This window comes from Kocuria sp. CH-021, from assembly GCF_049716185.1.
In the GTDB taxonomy this organism is placed as follows: Bacteria; Actinomycetota; Actinomycetes; order Actinomycetales; family Micrococcaceae; genus Kocuria; species Kocuria cellulosilytica.
In genome coordinates this window covers 15,544-41,371 of sequence record NZ_JBNAFK010000001.1, presented here as the reverse complement: position 1 = coordinate 41,371, position 25,828 = coordinate 15,544, and the positions used below count along the sequence as shown (strand labels likewise).

Genomic DNA, 25,828 nt, shown 5'->3' with positions numbered 1-25,828 from the left:
CCCGTCCTCGACGAGGCGGGCCCAGAAAGGATCTCTCCGTGGACAACCTCGCTGTGCTGAGCCTCCTGGCTCTGCTGCCCCTGCTCCTGGTGGGCGTGCTCCTGGCCGGTTTCCGATGGCCGGCGAAGTTCGCGATGCCGGTGGGCTACCTGGCCGCCGTCGTGGTGGCGCTGACCGTGTGGCAGATGAGCTTCACCGGCGTGCTGGCCGCCACCGTGGAGGGCCTCATCGTGGCCATCACCATGCTCTACATCGTCTTCGGTGCCCTGCTGCTGCTCTCCACCCTCACCGTGGGCGGGGCGATGGCCACGATCCGCGCCGGCTTCAACAACATCTCGGCCGACCGGCGGATCCAGGCCATCATCATCGGCTGGCTCTTCGGCTCGTTCATCGAGGGCGTCTCGGGCTTCGGCACCACGGCCGCAGTGGTGGCCCCGCTGCTGCTGGCCATGGGCTTCCCCGCGATGGCCGCGGTCATGGTGGGGCTGATCGTCCAGTCCACGCCCGTGAGCTTCGGCGCGGTCGGCACACCCATCCTGGTGGGCGTCGCGGGGGGCCTGGGCGGGGATCCCGCGGTCGCCGAGCGCGTCGAGGTCCTGGGCGTGACCATGCCCGAGTTGGTCAACTCGATCGGCTTCTACACGGCGGCCATGCACGGCATCGTGGGCATCCTCATCCCGCTGATCCTCGTGACCCTGCTCACCGGCTTCTTCGGCCCCGACCGCCGCTTCCGCGACGGGCTGGCCGTGTGGCCCTTCGCCGTGTACGCCTCCCTGGCCATGACCGTCCCCTACGTGCTGGTGGCCCGCTTCCTCGGCCCCGAGTTCCCCTCGATGTTCGGCGGGATCCTCGGCCTGGTGCTGGTGATGTTCACCTCCAGCAAGGGCTTCCTCATGCCCAAGGACACCTTCCAGTTCGGCCCCCGGAACTCCTGGCCCGCCCGCTGGATGGGCACCATCGAGCCGGCCGAGGCCACGGACGTGTCCACGCACATGAGCACGCTCCGCGCCTGGGCTCCCTACGCCCTGATGGCAGGGCTGCTGGTGGCCACCCGCGTCATCGCCCCGCTGAAGGAGTGGCTGACCGGCCTGGCGATCCCGTTCGAGAACATCCTCGGCACCGAGATCAGCACCACCGTCCAGCCGTTCTACCTCCCCGGCTTCGTGCTGATCCTCGCCTCGGTCTTCGCCTACCTGCTGCACCGGATGAGCTCCCGCGAGATCGCCCAGACCCTCAAGATCTCGGCCGGCCAGCTCGCCGGCACCGCCGCCGCCCTGCTCTTCGCCGTGCCCCTGGTGCGCGTGCTCATCCAGTCCGGCCCGGCCCTCAACGACTCGGGGCTCTCCAGCATGCCGGTCACCCTCGCCGAGGGCGCCGCCGCGATCTCGGGCGGCTCCTGGCCGCTGATCGCACCCTGGATCGGCGCGCTGGGCGCCTTCATCGCCGGGTCGAACACCGTGTCCAACCTGACGTTCTCCCAGTTCCAGTTCTCCACCGGCGCCGCGATCGGTCTCGACCGGCCCGAGCTCGTGGTGGCCGCCCAGGCCATCGGCGGCGCCGGCGGCAACCCGATCGCCATCCACAACATCGTGGCGGCCTCCGCCACCGTGGGCCTGCTCGGGCGCGAGGGAGACCTGCTGCGCAAGACCATCATCGTGACCACCTACTACTGCCTCGCCGGCGGCGCGGTCGCGTACCTCTTCATCCACGGGGTGGGTCTCAACCTGGGCACCGTCATGCTGGTCCTGCTCGTCGCCGGACTGGCCCTCATCGCCCGCTGGTTGTGGCGCAAGGACGCGCCCGCCAGGAGCGAGCTCCGGGTCTGATCCGGCACGTGGGGCCGGTGCCGACGGCATGTCAGGTGCCGGCCCCACGCCTCCGGGGCCCCGAGGCTGCGCCCGACCCATCCGGTCAGGTGCAGCCTCGCGGTCTCTCTAGAATGGTCCGGTTCCCCATATACCCTCCAGGAGCCCCTCGTGCCCGCGGTCACACGCACCTACACCCTCGTCCTTGACTGGCTCGAGGAACGCCTGCGCTCCGGGGAGATCTCGGTGGGCGACAGACTGCCCGCAGAACGCCACCTGGCCGAGGAGTTCGGGATCTCCCGCGCCTCGGTCCGCGAAGCATTCCGGGTCCTCGACGCCATGGGGCTGGTCCGCTCCTCGACCGGGTCGGGGCCGAACGCCGGGGCCATCGTGATCTCGGACCCCTCGGCCGCGCTCGGGTGGGCGCTGCGGATGCACGTGGCCACCCGGTCCCTGCCGGTGCGGGACCTCATGCAGACCCGGCTGCTGCTCGAGACCCAGTCCGCCCACGAGGCCGCCGCCGCGGCCGAGACCCCGGAGCGGGCGGCGGTGCTCGATCACGCGGCGGAGCTCGTCGCCGCCATGGAGGATCCCGACCTGCCGGACGAGCGCTTCCACGCCGCCGACGCGCAGTTCCACATCCTGCTCGCATCCCTGGCCGGCAACGTGGTGGTCGAGACGATCATGTCCTCGCTGCGCCAGGCCACCATCGGGTACGTCCAGGAGACGGTCGCCGGCCTCGACGACTGGCCGCAGGTCCGCCGCACGCTGCAGGAGCAGCACCGGGCCATCCTGCGCGCCACCCAGGAGCGCCGCGGGGACGACGCCGCCGCCGCGCTGCGGCACCACATCACCTGGTTCTTCGGCCACAGTCCCGCCGCTCAGGAGGAGCACGGCCGACAGCACTGAACGAACGACCCCGGGAAGGCCGTGCGCCGGACCCGGCCGGACGCCCCGCTGGACAGCCGGAGGGTGCGAAACGCACGGAAGAGTGCGGAACGCACGAGAGCGGCCGCACCGGTTCCGGTGCGGCCGCTCTCGTGCGTGGAGTCGCGGGGCAGAGGTTGCACGGTAGGGGGCCATCGGCCGAGGGGGGGTGCAAGGTGATCCAGGCCTTGCGCGGCCGCATCCCGATCCAGGGGGGACTGTCCCGGGGCGGCCCCCTACCGTGAGCAGGTCGGTGGACCATCCGGTCCGGGGCTCGGCCTCATGGGGGGTTGGGCCGTGCTCCGTGGGGATGTCTCTCACTCATCCACCGACTTTTCTTCTCTGCTCGCACTACTGATCATGCCGGGCTTGCCGATGCAGATGAATGCACTTTCGTCTACAAGTGCGCTGGACTTCCGTCCGGATCCGGGGTGACGGAAGTCGGAGGGGGCTCAGAGATCGCGCAGCTGCGGGTCCACGAGCCCGCTCTGGTACGCCTTGATGAGCGCCTGGACGCGGTCGCGGACGCCGAACTTCTCACAGACCCGCCCGAGATAGGCCTTCACGCTGCCCTCGGAGACGTGCATCTGCTCGGCGATCTCCCGGTTGCTCAACCCCTGCGCCAGGAGCGTCACGGTCTCCATCTCGCGATCGGTCAGCAGGGAGCGCAGGCCGTCGTCGGCAGAGCGGGCCTGCTGCTGGTCCGGGACGGAGATGACGTTGTCCGCGAGCGCCCGCGCGATCGCCGGGGAGAGGGCGAGCTCGTCCTTGAGCACCTGGCTCACGGCGTCGATGATCTCGTCCGGCCGGGCGTCCTTGACGAGGTAGCCAGCGGCACCGGCGCGCAGCGCCGGCACCACGAACTCCAGAGTGGAGAACGTCGTGAGCGCCAGCACCTTGGACCGCGGGCTGCGCGAGGTGATCTCCCGGGTGGCCTCGATCCCGTCCATCACGGGCATCTTCATGTCCATCAGCACCACGTCCGGGTCGGCCGCCAGACATCGGTCGACGGCCTCGCGGCCGTTGGCCGCCGTCGCGATGACCTCGAACCCGGGCTCGGCCGAGAAGAAGGACTTCAGGGCCTCCAGCATCAACGGCTGGTCGTCCACGACAAGCACTCTGCAATCAGTCACTCGCACAGTCTATTTTTCCGTGTCCCCCAAAGTGCAACACGTCATATTCGCCAAAAGTCACAAATGGTCTGGACAAAGGTCGATAGGTTCGCTCGGTTAACGTTGGCAAAATGGAAAGCACCAGGGCAGCACACCCCCCTCGCAGCCGGGACATCTCTCCCCCACACCGGCCGCAATCCCCCCGATCCGGTGCTGCTCTCGTGATCCAAGGAGCCCCCCATGTCCAAGAAGAAGCTTGCCACCGCCGTCGCCTCTGCCGCCCTCGCCGCGTCCTTCGTCGTCGGCCCCGTTGCCCCCGCGAACGCCGGCGGCATGGTGGTGACCCCCCAGTTCACCCGCGGTGTTGTCTGCTCTTATTTCTCCTTCTTCTGCCGATGAGATAAGTCTCTGGGTGTGACTGATGTAATTGCACCCATGCGCCGATCACCACGCACAATCAGCAGCGCGTCGTTCCTCGATGCCGAGCCCGTGGCTCGCTGGCTGTCCGTGGTGATTGTGCTTGCAGCGGTCGTCTGGTTCGCCGCAGACCTCCGTTCGCTGTACTCGGACTTCCAGGAGGGCGAACCCCTGGAAGGCCTGGAAGCCCTTAACGCCTTCCTCTCCTACGGTGCGCTGGCACTGACCGCCTGGCGGTCGACGTGGGCATCAATCTTCTCCATTACCTGCCTCATCACCTCACTGGCCCTCGGCGACTACGGATCTCTGGTGACCGGCTTCGCCGTGGTGACCATCGCGGTCGTCGCGACGGCATCTGCCCCGTTCGTCAAAACGCACATGATCGTGTACGGCATCTGGTGCGTTCCCGCGTATCTCCGCCGTCCCGACGAACCCAACATCTTCATCGGTCTGACAGGCCTGTTGCTGGTTTCTTTCGTGATCGGGGCAGCCGTCCGGTACTTCACACAGCAACGACGCCACAACGAGCAACAGGTCCGGGACCTCGAGATTCTCAACGAGCGGCTCCGGGAGGACGAGCGGCAGGCGCTGGCCCGCGACCTGCACGACGTCGTCGCCCACGAGCTCACCCTCATCACGATGCAGACGATGAGCCGGCGCCGTTCCGGCAATGTCGGCGAGCTGCACCAGGTCCTCGAGACCGTTGAGGACGCCGCGCGCTCGGCCCTGCACGAGCTGCGGGTGATGCTGCGGCTGCTCCGCAACGAGAACGAGGGCGAGCACCCGCGGGACGTCACGGGCGCCGGCCTGTCCATCGGCAGCCTGGAGCACGTGGTCACGTCGCTGGCGGCGAGCCTGCGGGACCTGCGCTTCGAACCGGACCTCGTCCTCACCGGGGACCTCGAGGCCATGCCCACCACCGTGCGCGGCACGGCCGCCCGCATCCTGCAGGAGTCCGTCACCAACATCATCAAGTACGCCCCGCGCGGGTCCGGCTGCCGGATCGAGGTGGCGGCGGACGAGCACGAGCTGCGCCTGCGCGTGCTGAACCCAATGCCGCGCAGCCACCAGCGCACGGGCAACCACTCCTCGGAGCTGTCCTCGGGGCTCGGCCTGCGAGGCATCACGGAGCGCGTGTCCCTGCTCGGCGGCCGCGCCGAGAGCGGGCCGCAGGACGGGCAGTGGGTCCTCGACGTGTGCCTGCCCGTGGACGGCCGGGACGCCCTGTGACCCGGCGGGCCGAGCCGGACCCCGGCCTGGCGCGGCGCGTGGCGGACGTCGTCGCCGGGATCCCTCCGGGTCGGGTGCTGTCCTACGGGGACGTCGCGGAGCTGGCCGAGTGCCGCTCGCCGCGGGTGGTGGGCACCGTCATGGCGCGCAATCCGACCGGCCAGGAGCTCCCGTGGTGGCGGGTGGTCACCGTGCAGGGCACCCTCGCCGACCACCTCCAGGCCGAGGCCCGGGTCCGGTACCGGGACGAGGGCACGCCCCTGCGCGAGGACGACCGGCACCTCGTGCGCGTGGACATGGGCCGCGCGCTGTGGACCCCGGATCCGTCCGGCGGGTAGCTGCCGTTCCGCGCCCCGGCTCAGAAGTCCAGCGGGCCGGCCACCTCGAAGAACTTGCCGTCCGGGTCGAAGGTCCTGCCGGTGAGCCGCTCGAACGCCTCGACGTAGCGCGCGCGGGTCCGTTCCACCACCTGCTCCGGCAGCGGGGGCACGGGGCCGGTCCCGTTCCAGCCGGACTCGTCGGAGCGCAGCCAGTCCCGCACGTACTGCTTGTCGAAGGAGGGCTGGGCCTGGCCCGGCTCGTAGGTCTCGGCGTCCCAGAAGCGGGAGGAGTCGGGGGTGAGCACCTCGTCCCCGAGGGTGATCGCGCCGCGGTAGGAGTCCAGTCCGAACTCCACCTTGGTGTCGGCCACGATGATCCCCCGCTCGCGGGCGATCCGCTCGGCGGCGCTGTAGATCTCCAGGGTCAGCTCGCGCAGCCGGTCGGCCACCGCGTGGCCGACCCCGTCGGCCATCTCCTGGAACGTGATGGGCAGGTCGTGCTCCCCCACCTCCGCCTTGCCGGTCGGGGTGAAGATCGGCTGCTCCAGCCGGGAGCCGTCCACGAGCCCGGGGGGCAGCGCGATCCCGCACACCTCGCCGGTCTCCCGGTAGTCCTTGAGCCCGGATCCGGTCAGGTAGCCTCGGGCGATGCACTCGACGGGGAACATGGACAGGTTCTTGCACACGACGGCGCGCCCGCGCACGGACTCGTGCACGTCGGTCGACAGGACGTGGTTGGGCACGCCCGCGAGCTGCTCGAACCACCACAGGGACAGCTGCGTCAGGATCTTGCCCTTGTCCGGGATCTCCGTGGGGAGGATCTCGTCGAACGCGCTGATCCGGTCCGTGGCCAGCACCAGGACCGAGCCGGCCCGGTACTCGGCGTCGTCGTAGATGGCCACCCCCGTGGCCCGCAGCCGCGACTCGTCGGGAACGTAGAGCTCCCGGACCTTGCCGGAGTAGATGTGCGTCCACCCGGGGATCTCCGGAGGCGTGCTGACGGTGCCCTGCTCGGTCATGCCTGCTCCTGACGGGGTCGGGGATCGGAGGCGCCGGGGACGGTGACGAGGCCCCGGGCTGCCTTCAGCGCGATGTCGGTGCGGTGCTGGGAGCCCTCGAGCGCCACGAGCCCCACGCCCCGGTACGCGCGCTCGCGGGCGTCGTGGAGGTCGGCCCCGAGGCCGACGACGGCGAGCACGCGCCCGCCGGCGGAGACGATCCGCCCGGCATGCTCGCCCTCGCGGGCCACGGCGGTGCCGGCGTGGACCACGTGCACGCCCTCGAGGGCCTCCGCCTCCTCCAGTCCGCCGATCGGATCGCCCTTCCGGGGGCTGTCCGGGTAGTCCTGCGCGGCGACCACCACGGCGACGGCCGTCTCGGGCCGCCAGCGCAGCCGCTCCGCCTCGTCGAGGCGACCGGCCGCGGCGTCCCGCAGGAGCCGTCCGAGCGGAGTGGTGAGCCGGGCCAGCACGGCCTGGGTCTCGGGATCCCCGAAACGGGCGTTGAACTCGATGACCCGCAGGCCGCGGGTGGTCACGGCCAGCCCGCAGTACAGCACGCCCACGAACGGGGTGCCCCGGCGGCGCATCTCGTCGACCGTGGGGCGGGCCACCCGCTCCACGACCTCGTCCACGAAGCCCTGCGGCAGCCACGGCAACGGCGTGTAGGCGCCCATGCCGCCGGTGTTCGGGCCCTCGTCGTCGTCGTGGATCCGCTTGAAGTCCTGGGCGGGGCTCAGCGGGATCACGCGGGAGCCGTCGGTGAGCACGAACAGGGACACCTCGGGGCCGTCGAGGAACTCCTCGACCACCACGCTCCCGCCCGCGGCGAAGCACGCGGTGGCGTGCTCGAGCGCGGCCGCGCGGTCGGAGGTGACGACCACGCCCTTGCCGGCGGCGAGCCCGTCGTCCTTGACGACGTAGGGGGCGCCGAAGGTGTCGAGGGCGTCGGCGGCCTCCTCCTCCGTGCCGGCGACCCGCGCCATCGCGGTGGGCACCCCGGCCGCGGCCATGACCTCCTTGGCGAACGCCTTGGAGCCCTCGAGCCGCGCGGCGGCCCGCGAGGGACCGAAGACGAGGAAGCCTGCCTCGCGCAGGGCGTCGGCCACGCCGGCCACCAGCGGGGCCTCGGGCCCGACGACGACGAGGTCCACCGCGAGCTCGCGCGCGAGCGCGGTGGCCGCGGCGGGGTCGTCGGCGTCCACCGCGTGCACGGGGACGAGCTGGGCGATCCCGGCGTTGCCCGGCGCACAGTGCACCTGCGCGACCTCGGGGTCCGCCAGCAGTGCGCGGATGATTGCGTGTTCGCGGCCTCCGGGGCCCAGTACCAGAACCTTCACGCCCTCAGGCTAGTTGGCGGCAGCGGCTTCTGACACATCGATGCCCCCGCCGCAGGCCAACCTCCCATTGTAGGTAAGCACCCTGACGATGTGCTCACAGTTCCCGTGCCCCGCCGACGTCCTCGGACATCTTCGCTGGTGAGCCCGGCCACCGGCCTACCGTGGAGGAATGAACAGGCAGCGACGACTCACAGCAGCATCCGCCGCAGCGGTCCTGGGCCTCTTCCTGGCCGGCTGCGACAACACCGACAACTCCGGGACGGAGGCGCCGCCCGAGGCTCCGGCCGAGACGGCTCCCGCGACCATCCTGGACCAGTCCGGGCCGGCCTCCGACCCCACCGCGGAGCAGACCGGCATGGGCGACGACGCCACGACCGACACGGGCGCCGAGGGCACTGCCCCCGAGGGCGACGCGGGCGACGCCGGCGGCGCGGGCACCGGGGCGGACACCGACGCCGAGGCCGGCACCGACAACTGAGCCCGGGGCGGGCCCGGCCCGGCTGACATACTGGGGCGATGCAGACCTTCACCTCGGACCGTGCCGTGGACCTCGCCGTCGTCGAGCGCAGCGGCTTCGTCGAGTCCCGCCACCGCGGCTCCGCCGTGGTCCTGGCCCCGGACGGGTCCGTGGCGGTGGAGCTGGGCGACATCGGCACCCCGATCTTCCCCCGCTCCACGCTCAAGCCGTTCCAGACCATCGCCGCCATGAAGGCCGGCGTCCCGCTGCGCGGAGCCCAGGTGGCCATCGCCTCCGCGTCCCACATCGGCTCCTTCGAGCAGCTCGACGCCGTGAGCTCGATCCTGACGGCCGCCGGCCTGACGGAGGAGGCGCTCCAGTGCCCGCCGGACTGGCCCGAGGACGAGGAGGTCCGCACCGAGCTCGTCCGGGCCGGACGCGGCCGGGCCCGGATCTGCATGAACTGCTCCGGCAAGCACGCCGCGTTCCTGTGGGCCTGCACGGAGAACGAGTGGCCCACGGACAGCTACCTGGACCCGGAGCACCCCCTGCAGCGGACCGTGCTGGAGACCGTCGCGGAGTTCTCCGGCGAGCCCGTGGCCCACGTGGGCGTCGACGGGTGCGGCGCGCCCCTCGCGGCGATCTCCCTGACCGGTCTCGCCCGGGCCTACTCGACCCTGGGCCGGGCCGCGGGCAACCTGGACGCCGACGCCCGCGCCGCCACGGTGGCCCAGTGCATGCTCGACTACCCCGAGCTCGTGCACGGTCCCGGCAAGTACAACACCGTGGTCATGGAGGAGCTGGACGTCGTGGCGAAGCTCGGGGCGGAGGGCGTGCTCGCGCTCGGCACCCGCAGCGGGTGGTCGGTGGCGCTCAAGGTCCTCGACGGCGGCTCCCGCGCCAACGCGCTCGTCGGCCTGAGCCTGCTCGCCCACGCCGGGGCCGTGCCCGCCCCGGCGGCCGCCGCGGTGATCGGCCGCGTGGTGCGCCCGGTCATGGGCGGCGCCCGCCCCGTCGGGCGGCTCCGCCTCGCCGAGCCCCTGCTGGAGCTGCTCGGGCCGGAGGCGGTCTGGGCCCTCGGGCAGGACTAGGCCGTGGCCCGCCGCCGCGTCGACCCCGCGGACGGGACCCTGGCCCTGAGCGCCTGGCGTGCGGACCCGGACGGCGCCCCGCGCCGGACCGTGGCCACCGCCGTGCGCTACGCGCTCGAGGAGCTCGCCGAGCGGGTGCCCGGCAACAGCGTGGAGGTGCGCGTCCCGCCCTTCGGCGTGACCCAGTGCGTGGCCGGGCCCCGGCACACCCGCGGGACCCCGCCCAACGTCGTCGAGACCGACGCCCGCACGTGGCTCGGCCTGGTCACGGGCGCCGTGACCTGGCCGGAGGCCGTCGCCTCCGGCGCGGCTGTGGCCTCGGGCACACGGACCGATCTCGCGGACGCCCTGCCCCTCTTTCCCCGGTAGCCTTGAGGACATGAGCTCCACTCCCTCATCCCCCTCCGCGCGCCCGTCCCCGCGGAGGTTCCCGCGCCGGCGCCGCCGGGAACGGGCCGTCGTGCCGCTGGCCGCCTCCGGCAACCAGCAGATGACCCTGCGCCGCGCCCCCAACATCTGGGCGTTCGTCCTGCTCGGCGGCGTCCTCGGCGCCGTCGTGGGCGTGCTCGTGGGGCTGGCCGGCGGGGGCAGCGCCGAGTTCACCCAGGGGGCCGTGACCCTGTTCATGGTCTCCGTCTGCACGGTCCTGGGCCTGGCCGCCGGCGCCGTCCTGGCCCTCGTGCTGGACCGGGTCTCCGTGGCCCGGGCACGGGCCGTCACCACCGAGGTCGTGGACGGGGACGGCGGCGCCCCCTCCGGCGCGCCGGCGGACGATCCCCGGCCCACCGACCCCCGACGCTCGAGAGAAGGCTGATCGACGTGGTTCGCCCTGATGGACAACTCAGCCACGACCTGCTCCCCGGAGAGAAGGGCCCCCAGGACGCGTGCGGCGTGTTCGGGGTCTGGGCCCCCGGCGAGGAGGTCGCGAAACTGGCCTACTACGGCCTCTACGCCCTGCAGCACCGCGGCCAGGAGTCCGCCGGCATCGCCGCGAGCGACGGTAGCCGGATCGCGGTGTACAAGGACATGGGGCTCGTCTCGCAGGTCTTCGACGAGGCGACCCTCACCACCCTGACCGGGCACCTGGCCGTGGGCCACTGCCGGTACTCGACCACGGGCGGGTCCCACTGGGCCAACGCCCAGCCCACCCTGGGCGCCACCCCGCACGGCACCGTGGCGCTCGCGCACAACGGCAACCTGACCAACTCGGCCGAGCTGTACGAGAAGCTGATCGACAAGTCCGGGTTCCCCTCCCAGGGCGAGATGGCGCAGGGCAACACCACGGACACCGCGCTGGTCACCGCGCTGCTGGCCGAGCACCCGCACGGCTCCCTCGAGGACGCGGCCATGCATTTGCTCCCCCAGCTCGTGGGCTCCTTCTGCCTGGCCTTCATGGACGAGAACGCCCTCTACGCCGCCCGCGACCCGCAGGGCATCCGCCCGCTGGTGCTCGGCCGGCTCGAGCGCGGCTGGGTGGTGGCCTCGGAGACCGCCGCCCTGGACATCGTGGGCGCGTCCCTGGTCCGCGAGATCGAGCCCGGCGAGTTCGTGGTGATCGACGAGCACGGCCTGCGCTCCCAGCGCTTCGCCGAGACCCGCCGCGCCGCGTGCGTGTTCGAGTACGTCTACCTGGCCCGCCCGGACACCACCATCAACGGCCGCTCCGTGTACGAGTCCCGCGTGGAGATGGGCCGCCGGCTCGCCCGGGAGCACGGGATCGACGCGGACCTCGTCATGCCGACCCCCGAGTCCGGTACCCCTGCCGCCATCGGCTACGCCGAGGAGTCCGGCATCCCGTTCGGCAACGGCCTGGTCAAGAACGCCTATGTGGGACGGACGTTCATCCAGCCCTCGGACACCATCCGCCAGCTCGGCATCCGGCTCAAGCTCAACCCGCTGAAGTCCGTGGTGGCGGGCAAGCGGCTCGTGGTCATCGACGATTCCATCGTGCGCGGCAACACCCAGCGCGCCCTCATCCGGATGCTCCGGGAGGCCGGGGCCGCCGAGATCCACGTGCGGATCTCCTCCCCGCCCATCAAGTGGCCGTGCTTCTACGGCATCGACTTCGCCTCCCGCGCCGAGCTGATCGCCAACGGCCTCGGGGTCGAGGAGATCAGGGCGTCCCTGGGCGCGGACTCCCTCGGCTACATCTCCGAGGACGGGATGATCGCCGCCACCGCGCAGGAGCGCACCGAGCTGTGCACCGCGTGCTTCTCCGGGACCTATCCCACCCGGCTGCCGGACGCGGACAAGCTCGGCAAGAACGTGTTCGAGACCCGCAGCACGCCCGTGGACTCCTCGCCCCGCCGCGCACCGGGCGGACCGTCCGTGGCGCAGCGGCCGGAGCACGCCTCCGCCGTGTCCATCGACACCCGCCCCTCGGCCACCGACGGCCGCTCCCCCCGGCCCGCCGAGCGCACCAGCATCTCCGACGAGGACCCGGGCGTGCAGGAGACCTCCACCGGGTGCGACCCCGGGCCCGACTCCGACCTCGAGGACCTGATCCTGCCCGAGGACCGCGTCCCCGCCGGACCCGCGGCCGGACCCGCCACCGGGCCCGCCGCAGCCCCCGGATCCCAGCACGCCGCCCAGCACGAGACCGCGAAGGACGCCTGACATGGCCCAGCCCCCCTCCACGAACCGCACCGTCACCTACGCCAGCGCGGGCGTGGACGTCGAGGCGGGAGACCGCGCCGTCGAGCTCATGAAGAGCGCGGTCAAGGCCACGCACACCCCCCACGTGATCGGCGGGGTCGGCGGGTTCGCCGGGCTCTACGACGTCTCGGAGCTGCTCGCCTACCGCAAGCCCTACCTCGCCACCTCGACCGACGGCGTGGGCACGAAGGTCGCGATCGCCCAGACGCTCGACGTGCACGACACGATCGGCTTCGACCTCGTGGGCATGGTCGTCGACGACATCGTCGTGGTGGGCGCCAAGCCCCTGTTCATGACCGACTACATCGCCACCGGCCGCGTGGTGCCCGAGCGGGTCGCGGACATCGTGCGCGGCATCGCCGCCGCCTGCGAGCAGGCCGGCACCGCCCTGGTCGGCGGGGAGACCGCCGAGCACCCGGGCCTGCTGCGCCCGGACGAGTACGACGTCGCGGGAGCCGCCACCGGCGTGGTCGAGGCCGACGAGCTGCTGGGCCCCGACCGCGTGCGCGCCGGCGACGTGGTCATCGGCATGGCCTCCTCCGGGCTGCACTCCAACGGGTACTCCCTGGTGCGCAAGGTCATCAACGTGGCCGGGTGGTCGCTGGACCGGCAGGTCTCCGAGCTCGGCCGCACCCTGGGCGAGGAGCTCCTGGAGCCCACGCGCGTCTACGCCGCGGACGTCCTGGACCTCGTCGCCGCCTTCCCCGTCAACGGACCCGAGCGGACCACGGGCCACGGTGTCCGCGGCTTCAGCCACGTGACCGGCGGCGGCCTGGCCGCGAACCTCGCCCGGGTGCTGCCCGGCGGGCTCGAGGCCACGGTGGACCGCAGCACCTGGGAGCTGCCCGCGATCTTCCAGCTCATCAGCCAGCTCGGCAACGTCCCGCTGCCCGATCTCGAGCGCACCCTCAACCTCGGCGTGGGCATGGTCGCGATCGTCGACCCGGCGGTGGCCGACGACGCCGTCGCACACCTCACCGCCCGCGGCCTGCCCTCGTGGGTCATGGGCACCGTGGGCGAGCTCGACCCCGGCGCCGACCACGACGGGCCCGACTGGGTGCAGGGCGCGAAGGGCGTGGACGGCGGCGCGGTGCGCATGGTCAACGCCTACACGGGCTGATCCGGCGCGGCGGAGCGACAAGCAGCACAGGAGAGCAACGAGCAGCACAGGAAGAGCCCCGCCGGCCGGCGGGGCTCTTCCTGTGCTGCGGACACGCGAAGAAGGTGCTCGTCCTGGACGGGCACCTTGTTGCGTCGTGCGGTGGAGACGGGGTTCCCGGCACTTACCGGCGGTAGTCCTCGTCGTAGTCGTCGGCGTACTTGTCGACGTAGGCCGAGTACTCGTCCTCGTCCTCCTCGACGGTCTCCTGGACCGGCTCCCGCAGCGGGGGCATCTGCTCACTGCCGCGCAGTTCCCGCTGGAGTGCTGTGAGGTCGGTCTGCGGGCTGAAGTACTTCATCTCCCGCGCCTGCCGTGTCGCCTTCGCCTTTTGACGGCCGCGCCCCATGGCGTGACCCCCTCTGTCTCTTGGTCCGGACGGCGGCACTCAGGCACAGAGTACGGCCCCGGAAATGTCGTATGAATGGTTCGTGAGACCAGGGTACATGGTTTGTCAGTCCGTTGCGCCCGCCCGGCGGCCCGTGCGGTGGACTGTCGGCAACCTCACGGGAGGCGGGCGGAGCCCCGTCCGGGAGCGGCGGTGACGGGCCGGCTCCGGGCCCGCCCGGAGCCGCACCCCTGCCTCGCGGGGCCGTGCGCGCCGCCGCTCACGGCGCGCACGGCCCCGCGGCTCAGCGCGCGGCGCGGGCCTCCTCCGCCGCGGCCGTGACGGTGAGCCCGTCCGCCACGACGTCGTCGTCGACGTCCACCCGGACCGTGTCGCCGTCCACGACCGCCCCGGAGAGGATCGCCCTGGCGAGCTTGTCCCCGATCTCCCGCTGCACCAGCCGGCGCAGCGGCCGGGCACCGTAGGCCGGGTCGTAGCCGGTGAGCCCCAGCCACTCGGTGGCCGCCGGGGTGACCTCCAGGGACAGCCGGCGCTGCCCCAGGCGCTCGGCCAGCTGCGCGACCTGGATGTCCACGATCTTCGACAGGTCGGACGTGGACAGCGGGTCGAACAGGATCACGTCGTCGAGCCGGTTGAGGAACTCGGGCTTGAACGAGGCGTTGACCACGTTCATCACCGCCTGCTTCTTCGCCTCGGGCTCGATGGTCTGGTCCACCAGGAACTGACTGCCCAGGTTGGAGGTGAGGATGAGGATCACGTTGCGGAAGTCCACCGTGCGCCCCTGCCCGTCGGTCAGCCGCCCGTCGTCGAGCACCTGCAGCAGGATGTCGAAGACGTCCGGGTGGGCCTTCTCGATCTCGTCGAGCAGGACCACCGAGTACGGGCGGCGCCGCACGGACTCGGTGAGCTGGCCGCCCTCCTCGTAGCCGACGTAGCCCGGAGGGGCGCCGACCAGCCGGGAGACCGTGTGCTTCTCGCCGTACTCGGACATGTCGATCCGCACCAGCGCGCGCTCGTCGTCGAACTGGAACTCCGCCAGGGACTTCGCGAGCTCGGTCTTGCCCACACCGGTGGGGCCCAGGAACAGGAAGGAGCCGATCGGCCGGTTCGGGTCGGAGATGCCGGCGCGCGAGCGGCGCACGGCGTCCGCGACGGCCTGCACCGCCCGGCGCTGGCCGATGAGCCGCTTCCCGAGCACCTCCTCCATGTGCAGCAGCTTCTCGGTCTCGCCCTGGAGCATGCGCCCGGCGGGGATGCCGGTCCAGGCCGAGATCACCTCGGCCACGTCGTCGGCCGTGACCTCCTCGGAGACCATGGTGTCGTGCGGGACGGAGGTGTCCTCCTGCTCCTGGGCGACGTCGAGCTCCTTCTGCAGCGCGGGGATCTCCCCGTAGAGCAGCCGGGAGGCCTCCGCGAGGTCGCCGTGGCGCTGGGCCATCTCCGCCTGCGAGCGCAGGTTGTCGATCCGCTCCTTGAGGTCGCCGACTCGGTTCAGGCCGGCCTTCTCCTCCTCCCAGCGGGCGTTGAGGGCGTCGAGGTCCGCCCTCTTGTCCGCCAGCTCCTGGCGCAGCGCGGCGAGGCGCTCGACCGACGCGGGGTCGGTCTCGCGCTCCAGGGCGAGCTCCTCCATGGTCAGGCGGTCGACGGCGCGGCGCAGCTGGTCGATCTCCTCCGGCGCGGAGTCGATCTCCATGCGCAGCCGCGAGGCGGCCTCGTCGACCAGGTCGATGGCCTTGTCCGGCAGCTGCCGGCCGGGGATGTACCGGTTGGACAGCGCGGCCGCCGCGACGAGCGCGGAGTCCGCGATCTGCACCTTGTGGTGGGCCTCGTAGCGCTCCTTGAGCCCGCGCAGGATCGCCACGGAGTCCTCCACGGAGGGCTCCCCGACGTAGACCTGCTGGAAGCGGCGCTCCAGGGCGGCGTCCTTCTCGATGTTCTCGCGGTACTCGTCCAGGGTGGTCGCCCCGATCAGGCGGAGCTCGCCGCGGGCCAGCATGGGCTTGAGCATGTTCCCGGCGTCCATCGAGCCCTCGGCGGCGCCGGCGCCGACCACGGTGTGGATCTCGTCGATGAAGGTGACGATCCGGCCCTCGGACTGCTTGATCTCTTCGAGCACGGCCTTGAGCCGCTCCTCGAACTCACCGCGGTACTTGGCGCCGGCCACCATGGACCCGAGGTCCAGGGAGATCAGCGTCTTGCCGCGCAGCGACTCGGGCACGTCCCCGGCGACCATGCGCTGGGCGAGGCCCTCGACGACGGCGGTCTTGCCGACGCCGGGCTCGCCGATCAGGACGGGGTTGTTCTTGGTGCGGCGCGAGAGCACCTGCACCACGCGCCGGATCTCGGAGTCCCTCCCGATGACGGGGTCCAGCTTGCCCTCGCGGGCCATGGCGGTCAGGTCGGTGCCGAACTTCTCGAGCGCCTGGAACGTGCCCTCGGGGTCGGGGGTGGTCACGCGGCGGTCTCCTCTCACGGACGGGACGGCGGTCTTGAGCTGGTCGGGTCCGGCACCCGCGTCCCGCAGGATGTCGCCGACCTTCCCCTCCTGCTGGGCGAGGCCGTACAGGAGGTGCTCGGTGGAGATGTACTCGTCACCGAGGGACCGGGCGAACTGCTCCGCGGCTTGGATGACCTGCAGGGCGCCCCGGTTGAACTGGGCCTGGGCCGTGGCGGCCCCGGACGCGGAGGGCAGGGCCTTGATGGCGGCGCTGGCCTGGGCCGAGACGGCGTCGACGTCGGCCCCGGTGGCCTTCAGGACGGCGACGGCCACGCCCTCGCGCTGGTCCATGAGGGCCTTGAGGACGTGGGCGGGCTCGACCTGCGGGTTGCCCGCGGTCGAGGCGTTGGTGGAGGCGGCGGAGAGCGCCTCCTGGGACTTGGTGGTGAACTTGGTCTCCACTGCGGCTCCTTGGGGTGGACGGTCGGGGACGAACCGACCCGGTCGCTGCTCCTCTGCGGGTGCGGCCGAGCAGTTCAGCTAACCTGAGTCTATCTCACTCAACCCTGGAGGAACAGAGCGTATTCCTTCCTCCGGAGTCGACACCCGCCGCACGCGAGCGGCCCCTGTCGGACGAGCTCGGGGAGCTCGTCCGACAGGGGCCGCCGGCGAACGGGCGGTGGGGCCCGGCGGCCTAGCCGGTGCTCCGCCCCGTCAGCTTGTCGCGGAGCCGGTCGACCATGCCGACGCCGGGTCCGATGGTCTTGTGGAACAGCTCCGAGTGCGGCGCGTGCGGGTGCGGCCGGGTCGGCGCGACCTTCTTGGCGGTCTCCACCTTCTCGCCCAGCTCCACCAGGTCCCCGGCGGGGATGTGCGCCCGCAGCTTCGGGAACTGGTCCGACTCCTCGTCCTCGATGTGGTGGCGCAGCTGCGACTGCATCTCCCGGATCAGCTCCAGGAACGCGGGCTCGGACGCGTCGACGCCCTCGATCTGCTTCATGACCTGCACGAGCTCGTCGTGCTCCTGCTTGTCGTGCTCGACCTCCTCGGCGCCGTCCGGCAGGTGCTTCGCCATGGCCGGGTAGACGTACATCTCCTCCGCGACGGCGTGGCGCATGACCTCCGCGATCACGGTGTCGGTCAGGTCCCTGCGCCGGCCGGCGTCCGTGGTGCCCTCGATCTGGCCGAGCAGCTCGAGCATCTCCCGGTGGTCGGCGGTGAGGATGTCGACGACATCCGTTCCCGCAGCGTGGGTGTCGGTCATGGGACGTGCCTCCTTGACGTGGTGGTGCGCGGTTCCGCGGCCGACGGCGCCGGCGCAGGAGCGCCGCACGGCCCCGTGCCGCCGTTCAGCAGTGTGCTGATCATCTTCGACTCTAGGTCACGGCGACGGCCGCGGACCAGACCTCGCCGGCGGATGACGCCCGGCACGGGACGGTGGGCCACCGTCCCGCGCCGGCCGTGCAACGGCGTCTCAGAGGAACTCCACGCCCTGGGCCAGGGGCAGCTGCCCGGAGTAGTTGACGGTGTTGGTGGCCTGGCGCATGTAGGCCTTCCACGAGTCCGAGCCGGACTCCCGGCCGCCGCCGGTCTCCTTCTCCCCGCCGAACGCCCCGCCGATCTCCGCGCCCGAGGTGCCGATGTTGACGTTGGCGATGCCGCAGTCGGACCCGGCCGAGGAGAGGAACCGCTCGGCCTCGAGCTGGTCGTTGGTGAAGACGGCCGAGGACAGCCCCTGCGGCACCCCGTTCTGCAGCTCGATGGCCTCGGCGAACTCGCTGTAGGTGAGCACGTAGAGGATCGGGGCGAAGGTCTCGTCCTGAACGATCGCGGTCTGGGCGGGCATCCGCACGATGGCCGGCTCGACGTAGAAGGCCCCGGGGTGCTCCTCGGCCAGCACCCGGGTCCCGCCGGTGAGCACCGTGCCGCCCTGGTCCTGGGCGTCGCGCAGGGCGTGCTGCATGGCGTCGAAGCCGCCCTCGCCGACCAGCGGGCCCACCAGCGTGGCCGGATCGCGCGGGTCCCCGATGTTCAGGGTGCCGTAGGCCTGCACGAGCTTCTCGACGAGGGTCTCGACGACGGACTCGTGCACGATCAGCCGCCGCAGCGTGGTGCAGCGCTGCCCGGCGGTGCCCACGGCCGAGAACACGATCCCGCGCAGGGCGAGGTCGAGATCGGCGCTGGGCGCCACGATCGCGGCGTTGTTCCCGCCCAGCTCGAGCAGGGCCCGGCCGAAGCGGGCGGCCACGCGCGGGGCGACCTCCCGCCCCATCCGGACCGACCCGGTCGCCGAGACCAGCGCGACGCGGGGGTCGTCCACGAGGCGCTCGCCGCCCGCGCGGTCGGCGAGCACGAGCTGGTGGATCCCGTCCGGCGCCCCGCAGTCCTCGGCGGCACGGCGCAGCAGCGCGTCGGCGCCGAGGGCGCAGAGGACGGCCGTCTCGGAGGGCTTCCACACCACGGTGTCCCCGCAGACCAGGGCGAGCGCGGTGTTCCAGGAGTGGACGGCCACCGGGAAGTTGAAGGCGGAGATGACGCCCACCACGCCCAGCGGGTGCCAGGTCTCCATGAGCCGGTGCCCGGGGCGCTCGGAGGGCATGGTCCTGCCGTAGAGCATGCGGGACTGCCCGACGGCGAAGTCGCAGATGTCGATCATCTCCTGGACCTCGCCGAGGGCCTCGGAGGTGATCTTGCCGGCCTCGGCCTGCACGAGCACGGCGAGGTCCTCCTTGTGCTCGGTGAGCAGCTCGCCCCACCGCTTGACCACGTTCCCGCGCACCGGCGCCGGGACGTCCCGCCAGTGCGGAAAGGCCTGGTGAGCCGCACCGACGGCCGCGGTGACGTCCTCCTCACCGGCCTGCGGCAGGGTCACGAGCACCTCGCCGGTCAGCGGGCTGCGGGCCTCGAGCGGGCCGGAGAGGGCGTCGGCATCGACGCCGCACGCCCGGAGGGCGCGGCGGACCTCGGCGGCGAGGGTGGTCTCCTGGACGGTCTGGGACATGGTGCTCCTCCTGGTGCTGACGGGTGCTCGAACGGGCTGGGGTCCGGCGTCCGTGGCGGGCACGGGATCCGGGGCCGGGGGTCGGGGTCCGCCGCTGCGGGGTCAGCGCGCGACGACGGCGGAGAGCTGCTCGCGCAGCCGGGCGATCGAGGCGTCCTGCTGGCGCCGGTAGAGGTCGTGGGGGTCGGCCACCGTCCGCCCGACGACCTCGGACATGACGGTGAGGTCGTAGGCGGTGCCGGTCTGGGCGTCGTCGCGGGAGCCCTCGTCGGTGAGGTTGGACCGGAAGATCCCGGCGGCCGAGCGCGGGAGGAAGTCCTCGTAGACGATCGGCTCCGGCACCGCGATGCCGGCCTCGACCAGGCCATCCAGGCCGGCGTCCGGGTCGGGGACGGCGTGCCCGGCGCGGGCCAGGGCCTCCTCGTCGAGGGTGTAGCTGAAGTACGCCAGGCCCTGCACGGCCAGCTCCTGCTCGGTGCGGGGCAGGTGCTCCTCCCACACGGTGCGGGCCACGTCCACCCGGATGCCGCTGCCCTCCCCGGCGGCCAGGCGCCGGTCGGTCTCGGCGACCATCCGGTCGTAGAGGTCGCGCCCGGTGGGCGTGAGGGCGATGCCGCGCTGCTCCACCTCCCCGAAGCGCACCCGCAGCGCACCGGGACCCACGGTGCCGTCGGCGAAGCGGAACACCCGCTCCTCGGCCAGGGCCCGGAAGGAGGTCTGGCGCAGCAGCACGTCCGGGCCGTCCCACCGGGGCGGGCCCTGGATCTCGTCGATCATCGTGATCCCGAGGGCCTCCATGCGGGCGTAGAGGTCGTCGATGTCGAGCACCCGCGGGGTGAGGTGGTTGATGTGGGTGGTGGTCACCCCGCCGATGTCGGCGGCCACCGCCGAGACCTTCTCGAGCTCCCGGTACCAGGTGTGGTCCACCGGGTCGCCGGAGAGCTCGAACGCGGCGGTGGCCAGGTCCAGCAGGCGCTCGGCGTCGGTCTCCCCGAGACCGCCGTGCTCCGTGGCGCGGTCCGCCAGCTCCAGCAGCTCGGGCGGGAAGAGGGTGCGGCGGTCGATGAACTCCTGCAGCCGCTGCCGGAGCTCTCGGTCGAAGAAGCGGGGGTCGTCGGCGGCCAGCATCGAGGTGAAGACCCGGAACGGGTTCCTCGCCAGCTCCTCGGGGTCGGTCGGGCGGAAGGCGGTGGAGACCACCGGCACGGAGGAGGCCGAGGCGTCGCGCAGGTCGTAGAAGCCCACCGGGTGCATTCCGAAGGCGGCGAAGACCCGGGCCACCTGTGCCATCTCGCGCGGGGAGCCCACCCGGATCGCGCCGTGCCGCTCGGCCGTGACGCGGTCGATGCTGCCCAGCCGTTCCGCATCCGCGCCGTGGCGGGCCAGGAAGTCCTCGTTCACGGCGGCCGAGACGTCCACCAGGGTGGTGTAGGCCGGCACCTCCTGGCCGTACATCGTCGACAGCCGGCGGGCGAACTCGGCCCGCAGCTGCCACAGCTGCTGGAAGGTCATGGCGGGGGTTCCTCTCGTCGGGCGCGGGACGGATCAGATGATGTTCACCTCGCGCAGCACGGACTCGGCGGCGCGGAAGCGGTCGGCGGAGAAGCGGCGCGGGTCCAGGAAGGACGGGCGGCCCAGATAGAGGTCGGCCACCAGTTCGCCCACCGCCGGCCCCTGCAGGAAGCCGTGCCCGGAGAAGCCGGTGGCGTAGAAGAAGCCGGGCAGCCCCCGTGCCTCGCCGATGAGCGCGTTGCGGTCCGGGGTGTTCTCGTAGAGACCCGCCCAGCCGCCCTCCAGGTCGGGGTGCTCGAGCTGCGGGGCGCAGACGGCGGCGGCGGCGTTGAGCTCGGGCAGCCAGCCGAAGTCGAACTCCCGGGCGAAGCCGGGTTCCTGCTCGTGGGAGATGCCCAGCAGCAGGCCGTTGCGGTAGTTGTGGTGGTAGAACGTGGTCGAGAGGTCCAGCGTGAAGGGCACCCGCGGGTACGGGACGGGCCGCTGGCGGGTCAGGCCGATGAGCCGCCGGACCGGGGTCACGGGCAGGTCCACCCCGACCATGGCGCCGATCCCGGCGCTCCACGCCCCCGCGCAGCACACCACGGCACCCGTGCGGATCGTGCCCCGCTGCGTGGTCACCGACTCGACGGCGTCCCCGGTGCGCTGGATGTCCAGCACCTGGGTGCGGTCGAGCACCGTCACCCCGAGCGCGACGGCGGCGGCGGCGTAGGCGGCGACCACGGCCCCCGGAGCGGCGAACCCGTCCCCCGGGGAGAACGAGGCCCCCACCAGCGCGGCGGGGTCCAGCAGCGGATTGATCTCGGCGGCCTCGGCGGGCGACACCATGCGGCTGTCGACCCCCAGCGCGTTCTGGACCTCGGTGGCCCCCTCCAGGTCGGCCGCCTCCGCCCCGGACCGGCAGAGGAAGAGGTAGCCCACCTGCTGGAAGCCGATGTCCGCCCCGAACCGCTGGGGGAACCGGCGGAAGGCCTCCAGCGAGCGGCGGCCGAGCTCGATGTTGCCGGGATCGGAGAAGTTGGCCCGGACACCGCCCAGGGGCTTGGCGGAGGACCCGCTGCCCAGTTCGGCGCGCTCCACCAGCACGATGTTGCGCACGCCCCGGGACGCGAGGTGCCAGGCGGCGCTCAGGCCCATGATCCCGCCGCCGACGACGACGACGTCGGCCGCCGACGGCTGGACCGTGGCGAAGCCCGGGTCCAGCGGGACGATCTGGTCCGGCACGGGGACCTCCCTCGGCACTGCTCCGCGCGGAGGGCGCCTTCGGCCCCGACCACTTCAGCTCATCGGTTATCGATAACCAGCATGACCGGGAGGCACCGGCGGGTCAAGAGTTGGCGCCCCGCCCCCGCACGCCCTGCCGCAGGACCGCACCCCAGGCGGTCCGGGGCGAGCGTCCGGGTCCGCCCGGAACGCTCGCTGACTCCTGGAGCCCGCCCTGGGTGATCAGGGAGCTCAGGGAGCTCAGGGAGCTCAGGGACGGGCGTAGTCCAGGTGACGGATCATCCGCTGCGCCGCGAGCTCCGGGTCACCGGCGACGACGGCCTCGGTGATGCCCCTGTGCTCCTCGGCGCTGCTCCGGACCAGCCCTCGTTCCTGCAGACGGTAGGACCCGTTGATGCGGGACTGGTCCCGCAGGTTCTCCACGATCGCCGTCCACCGGCTGTTGCCGAGCAGGTCCACGAGGGCCGCGTGGAAGCGCTGGTCGGCCTCGAGGTACTCCAGCATGCCGTCCGCGGCGGCGGCCTCCACGGTCCGTTCGGTCAGCGTCCGCAGCAGCGCGGCCTGCTCGGCCGGGACGCCGGCCGCGGCCACGCGGCGGACCGCCTCCACCTCGATGAGGCGGCGGAGGTCGTAGACCTCCTGCTTGTCGCGGTCGGTGAGCTCCACCACGCGGAAGCCGCGGTTGCGCACGAGCTCGAGCAGTCCCCGGTTGGCCAGCGACATCATGGCCTCCCGGGCGGGGCTGTTGGACACCCCGAGGCGGGCGGCGAGGCCGTTGGCGGAGTAGATCTCCCCCGGCTTCATGGCCCCGCTGAGCAGGGCCCGGCGGATCAGGGCCTCGGTCGAGTCCTTGAGGGTGGCGCGGGAGAGCTCCGCGGGCCGGAGATCGTCGCCCCACGCGTGGTCTCGCCCCATCTGCCCTCCCGGCCGGTCCTGCGTCCCGAGCGGCCCCCGGTGGAGGCCTGTCGACTCCTGGGAAACATAGCAGTCGGCCCGGCGGGCACCGGCCCCGCTCCGTACGTCCGGGGCTCGGTGCGAGGACCGCGCACGCCCTGGCCCTCCCGGCCGGGCCACCGGGACGGAGCGCGATCCATATCACACGCGAGCCCGATCTGTCCAAGATCACACGCCCGAACCGTTGGATGCGCTCGACATCGCCCGTAGCATCGAGTTTTCCACCAGTTCGGCCCGACGACGCGCCTTCCACACCCCCCTTGTTTCACACGGAAGGATCTGCCATGTCCGCACCCCGCACTGCCGTGCTCCAGGTGCTCAACGCACCGGACCGCACCGGCACCCGATTCGCCCTCTTCGCCCTCGCCCTCGGCGGCTTCGGCGTGGGCACCACCGAGTTCGCCTCGATGGGCCTGCTGCCGTTCATCGCCGAGGACCTCCACGCCTCGATCCCCTCCCTCGGGCACGCCATCTCCCTCTACGCCCTCGGCGTGGTCGTCGGCGCACCCCTCATTACGTCCCTGACCGCGCGGGTGGAGCGCAAGCGGCTCCTGCTCGGCCTGATGGTCGCGTTCACCGCCGGCAACGTCCTGTCGGCGACCGCGCCGACCCTCGAGTGGCTGTACGTGGCGCGCTTCCTCTCCGGCCTGCCGCACGGCGCCTACTTCGGGGTCGCCGCGGTGGTGGCCTCCTCACTGGTGCCGCGGGAGCGGCGCGGCACGGCCGTGGCCCGGGTGGCCCTCGGACTGACGGTCGCCAACATTGTGGGCGTCCCCCTGGCCGCCGTGCTCGGCGGGACCCTGGGCTGGCGGGCCGGGTACGGGCTCGTGGTGGTCATCGGCCTGCTCACCGTCACCGCGCTGGCCCTCTGGATCCCCCGCACCCGCAACGGCGGCGGCGTCTCCGTGGCCCAGGAGGTCCGTGCCCTGGGCCGGCCCCAGGTGGCCCTGACCCTGCTGGCCGGGGCCGTCGGCTTCGGCGGCATGTTCGCCGTCTACACGTTCGTCTCCCCGATCCTGACCGAGCTCAGCGGCCTCGACATCTCGGCGGTGCCGTGGGTGCTGGCCGTGTACGGCGTGGGCATGACCGCGGGCTCCCTGCTGGCGGGCCCGCTGCTGGACCGCTCCATCGAGCGGACGGCCCTGGGCGCGGGGGCCGTGTCCGGCGTGGCCCTCGCCTTCTTCGGGCTCTTCGCCCACTCCGCGGTCGCGGCCGTGCTCGGCGTGCTGTGGATCGGCCTCATGGGCGCCCTCTTCAGCACGGCGCTGCAGATGCGCCTGCTGCGCGAGGCGAAGGACGCCCCCTCCCTGACCGCCGCCATGAACCACGCGGCGTTCAACCTGGCCAACGCCATGGGCGCCTTCCTCGGCGGCGCCGTCATCACCGCGGGCTGGGGCTACCGCTCCCCCGCCTGGGTGGGCGTGGGCCTGGCCGTGGCCGGCCTGCTCATCCTGGCCTACGCGACCCGTCTGCACCGGACGGGGGACGCGCCCGTGTCCTCCTCCGGCCGCACCGGATCCTCCTGGGCCGCCCGCGCCGTCGCCGACCTGGACGTGCTGCTGCCGGAGCGCGCGCTCCCGCGCCCGGTCCTCGCGAGCGGCGCCCGGATGACCGACTGGGCCGACCTGGGCCGGTGACCCGGTCCGCCGGTGCCGTCGCCCGCTCGGGACGCGGGCGGCGGCACCGGCGGAGCGGCCGCTCCGGACCGTCCTGTGCTTGTTCCCGCCGCGGGCCGTGGGCCACGATGGGAGGGTCGGGACAGGGGGTCGGCCCATGAGAATCGCACTGGTCGGCGACGTCATGCTCGGCCGGCTGGTCAACGAGCGGCTGCGGCGCGAGGCTCCGGACCGCCCGTGGGGCGACGTCCTCCCCCTGCTCGGGCAGGCGGACCTGCGGTTCGCGAACCTCGAGTGCGTGCTCGCCGACCACGGCGCTCCCTGGCCCGGCAAGCGGTTCCACTTCCGCTCGGACCGCAAGAACGTCGCGAGCCTCGGGGCGGCCCGGATCGACGTCGTCTCGCTGGCCAACAACCACGTGCTCGACCACGGCGCCGAGGCGCTGCGGGAGATGCTCCCGGTGCTCGACGAGCACGGCATCCTGCACACCGGCGCCGGACGGGACGCCGAGTCGGCCCGGCGTCCCGCGGTCTGCACCCGGGCGGGGACCGCGGTGGGCTTCCTGGCCTTCACGGACAACGAGCCGGGCTGGACGGCAGGTCCCGCGTCCCCCGGCGTCCACCACGTGCCCGTCCGTCTCGCGGACGGGCGCGCGCAGGACCTCCTCGAGCTCGTCCGCCGGACCCGGGACCGCACCGACCTCCTCGTCGTCTCCGCCCACTGGGGCCCCAACTGGGGCGAGGACGTGCCGGAGGACCACCGCGCGTTCGCGCACGCGCTGGTGGAGGCCGGGGCGGACGTGGTCTTCGGCCACTCCGCCCACATCTTCCGGGGCGTCGAGGTGCACCGCGGCAGGCCGGTGGTCTACAGCGCCGGGGACTTCGTCGACGACTACGCCGTCCACCCCGTGGCGCGCAACGACCAGTCGTTCGTCTTCCTGCTCGACGTCCGGGACGGCCTGCCGCACCGCCTGCGCCTGCACCCCACGGTGATCGAGGACCTCCGGGCGAGAACGGCCACGGCCGAGGCCCGGCCCATCGCGCGGCGGATGGAGCGGCTCAGCGCCGAGCTGGGCACGCCGTGCACGTGGCGCGACGACGAGCAGTGCCTCGACATCCCGCTGGGCTGACGCCCACCGCGGCCGCCGCCGAGCGGCGCACGGCCTCCGGCGCCCGTCCGGGACCGTCTCCTGCGCGCCGGCTCCCGGGCCGTCTCCCGCACAGG

23 protein-coding genes are annotated in these 25,828 nt (G+C 72.5%); 13 read left to right on the top strand and 10 right to left on the bottom strand.

Going from position 1 to position 25,828, the window contains the following annotated elements; translation table 11 throughout:
• The first annotated feature begins 38 nt into the window (after positions 1–38).
• Together ACPYN7_RS00185 and ACPYN7_RS00180 are read left to right on the top strand one after the other, a co-directional pair.
• Positions 39–1,826, top strand: coding sequence for an L-lactate permease (locus ACPYN7_RS00185; RefSeq protein WP_424346330.1), 1,788 nt, complete (start codon positions 39–41; stop codon positions 1,824–1,826).
• Between the two features lie 150 nt (positions 1,827–1,976).
• Positions 1,977–2,714 (top strand): FadR/GntR family transcriptional regulator, encoded by a 738-nt coding sequence (locus ACPYN7_RS00180; RefSeq protein WP_424346329.1) that lies wholly within the window; start codon positions 1,977–1,979, stop codon positions 2,712–2,714.
• A gap of 470 nt (positions 2,715–3,184) precedes the next feature.
• On the opposite strand, the gene ACPYN7_RS00175 is transcribed toward ACPYN7_RS00180, so the two are convergent.
• The gene (locus ACPYN7_RS00175; protein WP_424346328.1) at positions 3,185–3,865 is read right to left on the bottom strand and encodes a response regulator; all 681 of its coding nucleotides are present in this window, start codon (positions 3,863–3,865) and stop codon (positions 3,185–3,187) included.
• A gap of 219 nt (positions 3,866–4,084) precedes the next feature.
• On the opposite strand from ACPYN7_RS00175, the gene ACPYN7_RS00170 reads away from it, so the two are divergent.
• Genes ACPYN7_RS00170 through ACPYN7_RS00160 form a run of 3 tightly spaced genes read left to right on the top strand, consistent with a single transcriptional unit; the run spans position 4,085 to position 5,829 of the window.
• The gene (locus ACPYN7_RS00170; protein ID WP_424346327.1) at positions 4,085–4,243 is read left to right on the top strand and encodes a hypothetical protein; all 159 of its coding nucleotides are present in this window, start codon (positions 4,085–4,087) and stop codon (positions 4,241–4,243) included.
• Between the two features lie 36 nt (positions 4,244–4,279).
• Complete coding sequence (locus tag ACPYN7_RS00165) at positions 4,280–5,491, top strand: sensor histidine kinase (RefSeq protein WP_424346326.1); 1,212 nt, start codon at positions 4,280–4,282, stop codon at positions 5,489–5,491.
• Positions 5,488–5,829, top strand: coding sequence for an MGMT family protein (locus tag ACPYN7_RS00160; protein ID WP_424346325.1), 342 nt, complete (start codon positions 5,488–5,490; stop codon positions 5,827–5,829). Before ACPYN7_RS00165 ends, ACPYN7_RS00160 begins: the two co-directional genes overlap by 4 nt.
• A gap of 20 nt (positions 5,830–5,849) precedes the next feature.
• Here the strand turns inward: ACPYN7_RS00160 and ACPYN7_RS00155 are convergent, their stop codons facing one another.
• The gene (locus ACPYN7_RS00155) at positions 5,850–6,830 is read right to left on the bottom strand and encodes a phosphoribosylaminoimidazolesuccinocarboxamide synthase (RefSeq protein WP_058873763.1); all 981 of its coding nucleotides are present in this window, start codon (positions 6,828–6,830) and stop codon (positions 5,850–5,852) included.
• Positions 6,827–8,149 (bottom strand): phosphoribosylamine--glycine ligase, encoded by a 1,323-nt coding sequence (purD, locus tag ACPYN7_RS00150; RefSeq protein WP_424346324.1) that lies wholly within the window; start codon positions 8,147–8,149, stop codon positions 6,827–6,829. Before purD ends, ACPYN7_RS00155 begins: the two co-directional genes overlap by 4 nt.
• 169 nt (positions 8,150–8,318) lie before the next feature.
• Here purD and ACPYN7_RS00145 point away from each other — a divergent pair, with 169 nt between their 5' ends.
• The 6 genes from ACPYN7_RS00145 to purM are packed head-to-tail and all read left to right on the top strand — an operon-like array spanning position 8,319 to position 13,472.
• Positions 8,319–8,627 carry a hypothetical protein gene (locus tag ACPYN7_RS00145; protein ID WP_424346323.1) on the top strand — a complete coding sequence of 103 codons (309 nt, stop codon included), beginning with the start codon at positions 8,319–8,321 and terminating at the stop codon, positions 8,625–8,627.
• Between the two features lie 38 nt (positions 8,628–8,665).
• Positions 8,666–9,697, top strand: coding sequence for an asparaginase (locus ACPYN7_RS00140; protein ID WP_424346322.1), 1,032 nt, complete (start codon positions 8,666–8,668; stop codon positions 9,695–9,697).
• 3 nt (positions 9,698–9,700) lie between these two features.
• Positions 9,701–10,066 carry a sterol carrier family protein gene (locus ACPYN7_RS00135; RefSeq protein WP_424346321.1) on the top strand — a complete coding sequence of 122 codons (366 nt, stop codon included), beginning with the start codon at positions 9,701–9,703 and terminating at the stop codon, positions 10,064–10,066.
• A 10-nt stretch (positions 10,067–10,076) separates the two neighbouring features.
• Positions 10,077–10,511 (top strand): hypothetical protein, encoded by a 435-nt coding sequence (locus ACPYN7_RS00130; RefSeq protein ID WP_424346320.1) that lies wholly within the window; start codon positions 10,077–10,079, stop codon positions 10,509–10,511.
• Positions 10,512–10,516: 5 nt separating this feature from the next.
• Positions 10,517–12,313 carry an amidophosphoribosyltransferase gene (purF, locus tag ACPYN7_RS00125; RefSeq protein ID WP_058873769.1) on the top strand — a complete coding sequence of 599 codons (1,797 nt, stop codon included), beginning with the start codon at positions 10,517–10,519 and terminating at the stop codon, positions 12,311–12,313.
• Between the two features lies 1 nt (position 12,314).
• On the top strand, positions 12,315–13,472 hold the full coding sequence (gene purM / locus ACPYN7_RS00120) for a phosphoribosylformylglycinamidine cyclo-ligase (protein ID WP_058873770.1): 1,158 nt from the start codon (positions 12,315–12,317) through the stop codon (positions 13,470–13,472).
• A 163-nt stretch (positions 13,473–13,635) separates the two neighbouring features.
• Here the strand turns inward: purM and ACPYN7_RS00115 are convergent, their stop codons facing one another.
• From ACPYN7_RS00115 to ACPYN7_RS00085, 7 genes are all read right to left on the bottom strand, one after another.
• Positions 13,636–13,860, bottom strand: a complete 225-nt coding sequence (locus ACPYN7_RS00115; protein ID WP_058873771.1) for a DUF3073 domain-containing protein — start codon at positions 13,858–13,860, stop codon at positions 13,636–13,638.
• A 283-nt stretch (positions 13,861–14,143) separates the two neighbouring features.
• On the bottom strand, positions 14,144–16,759 hold the full coding sequence (gene clpB, locus ACPYN7_RS00110) for an ATP-dependent chaperone ClpB (protein ID WP_424346319.1): 2,616 nt from the start codon (positions 16,757–16,759) through the stop codon (positions 14,144–14,146).
• A 232-nt stretch (positions 16,760–16,991) separates the two neighbouring features.
• Positions 16,992–17,561: a hemerythrin domain-containing protein gene (locus ACPYN7_RS00105; RefSeq protein ID WP_424346318.1), complete on the bottom strand. Its 570-nt coding sequence runs from the start codon at positions 17,559–17,561 to the stop codon at positions 16,992–16,994.
• 210 nt (positions 17,562–17,771) lie between these two features.
• Positions 17,772–19,298 carry an aldehyde dehydrogenase family protein gene (locus tag ACPYN7_RS00100; RefSeq protein WP_424346317.1) on the bottom strand — a complete coding sequence of 509 codons (1,527 nt, stop codon included), beginning with the start codon at positions 19,296–19,298 and terminating at the stop codon, positions 17,772–17,774.
• A gap of 102 nt (positions 19,299–19,400) precedes the next feature.
• Positions 19,401–20,810 carry a 2-oxoadipate dioxygenase/decarboxylase family protein gene (locus tag ACPYN7_RS00095; RefSeq protein WP_424346316.1) on the bottom strand — a complete coding sequence of 470 codons (1,410 nt, stop codon included), beginning with the start codon at positions 20,808–20,810 and terminating at the stop codon, positions 19,401–19,403.
• 33 nt (positions 20,811–20,843) lie between these two features.
• Complete coding sequence (locus ACPYN7_RS00090; RefSeq protein WP_424346315.1) at positions 20,844–22,034, bottom strand: NAD(P)/FAD-dependent oxidoreductase; 1,191 nt, start codon at positions 22,032–22,034, stop codon at positions 20,844–20,846.
• Between the two features lie 249 nt (positions 22,035–22,283).
• A complete protein-coding gene (locus ACPYN7_RS00085; protein ID WP_058873776.1) occupies positions 22,284–22,949 on the bottom strand; it encodes a GntR family transcriptional regulator in 666 nt (221 codons plus the stop codon).
• Positions 22,950–23,272: 323 nt separating this feature from the next.
• Between ACPYN7_RS00085 and ACPYN7_RS00080 the strand changes: the two genes are divergently transcribed.
• A complete protein-coding gene (locus tag ACPYN7_RS00080) occupies positions 23,273–24,625 on the top strand; it encodes an MFS transporter (protein WP_424346314.1) in 1,353 nt (450 codons plus the stop codon).
• Between the two features lie 136 nt (positions 24,626–24,761).
• Entirely contained in the window at positions 24,762–25,733 is a 972-nt protein-coding gene (locus ACPYN7_RS00075) for a CapA family protein (protein WP_424346313.1), read from the top strand.
• Positions 25,734–25,828 lie beyond the last annotated feature (95 nt).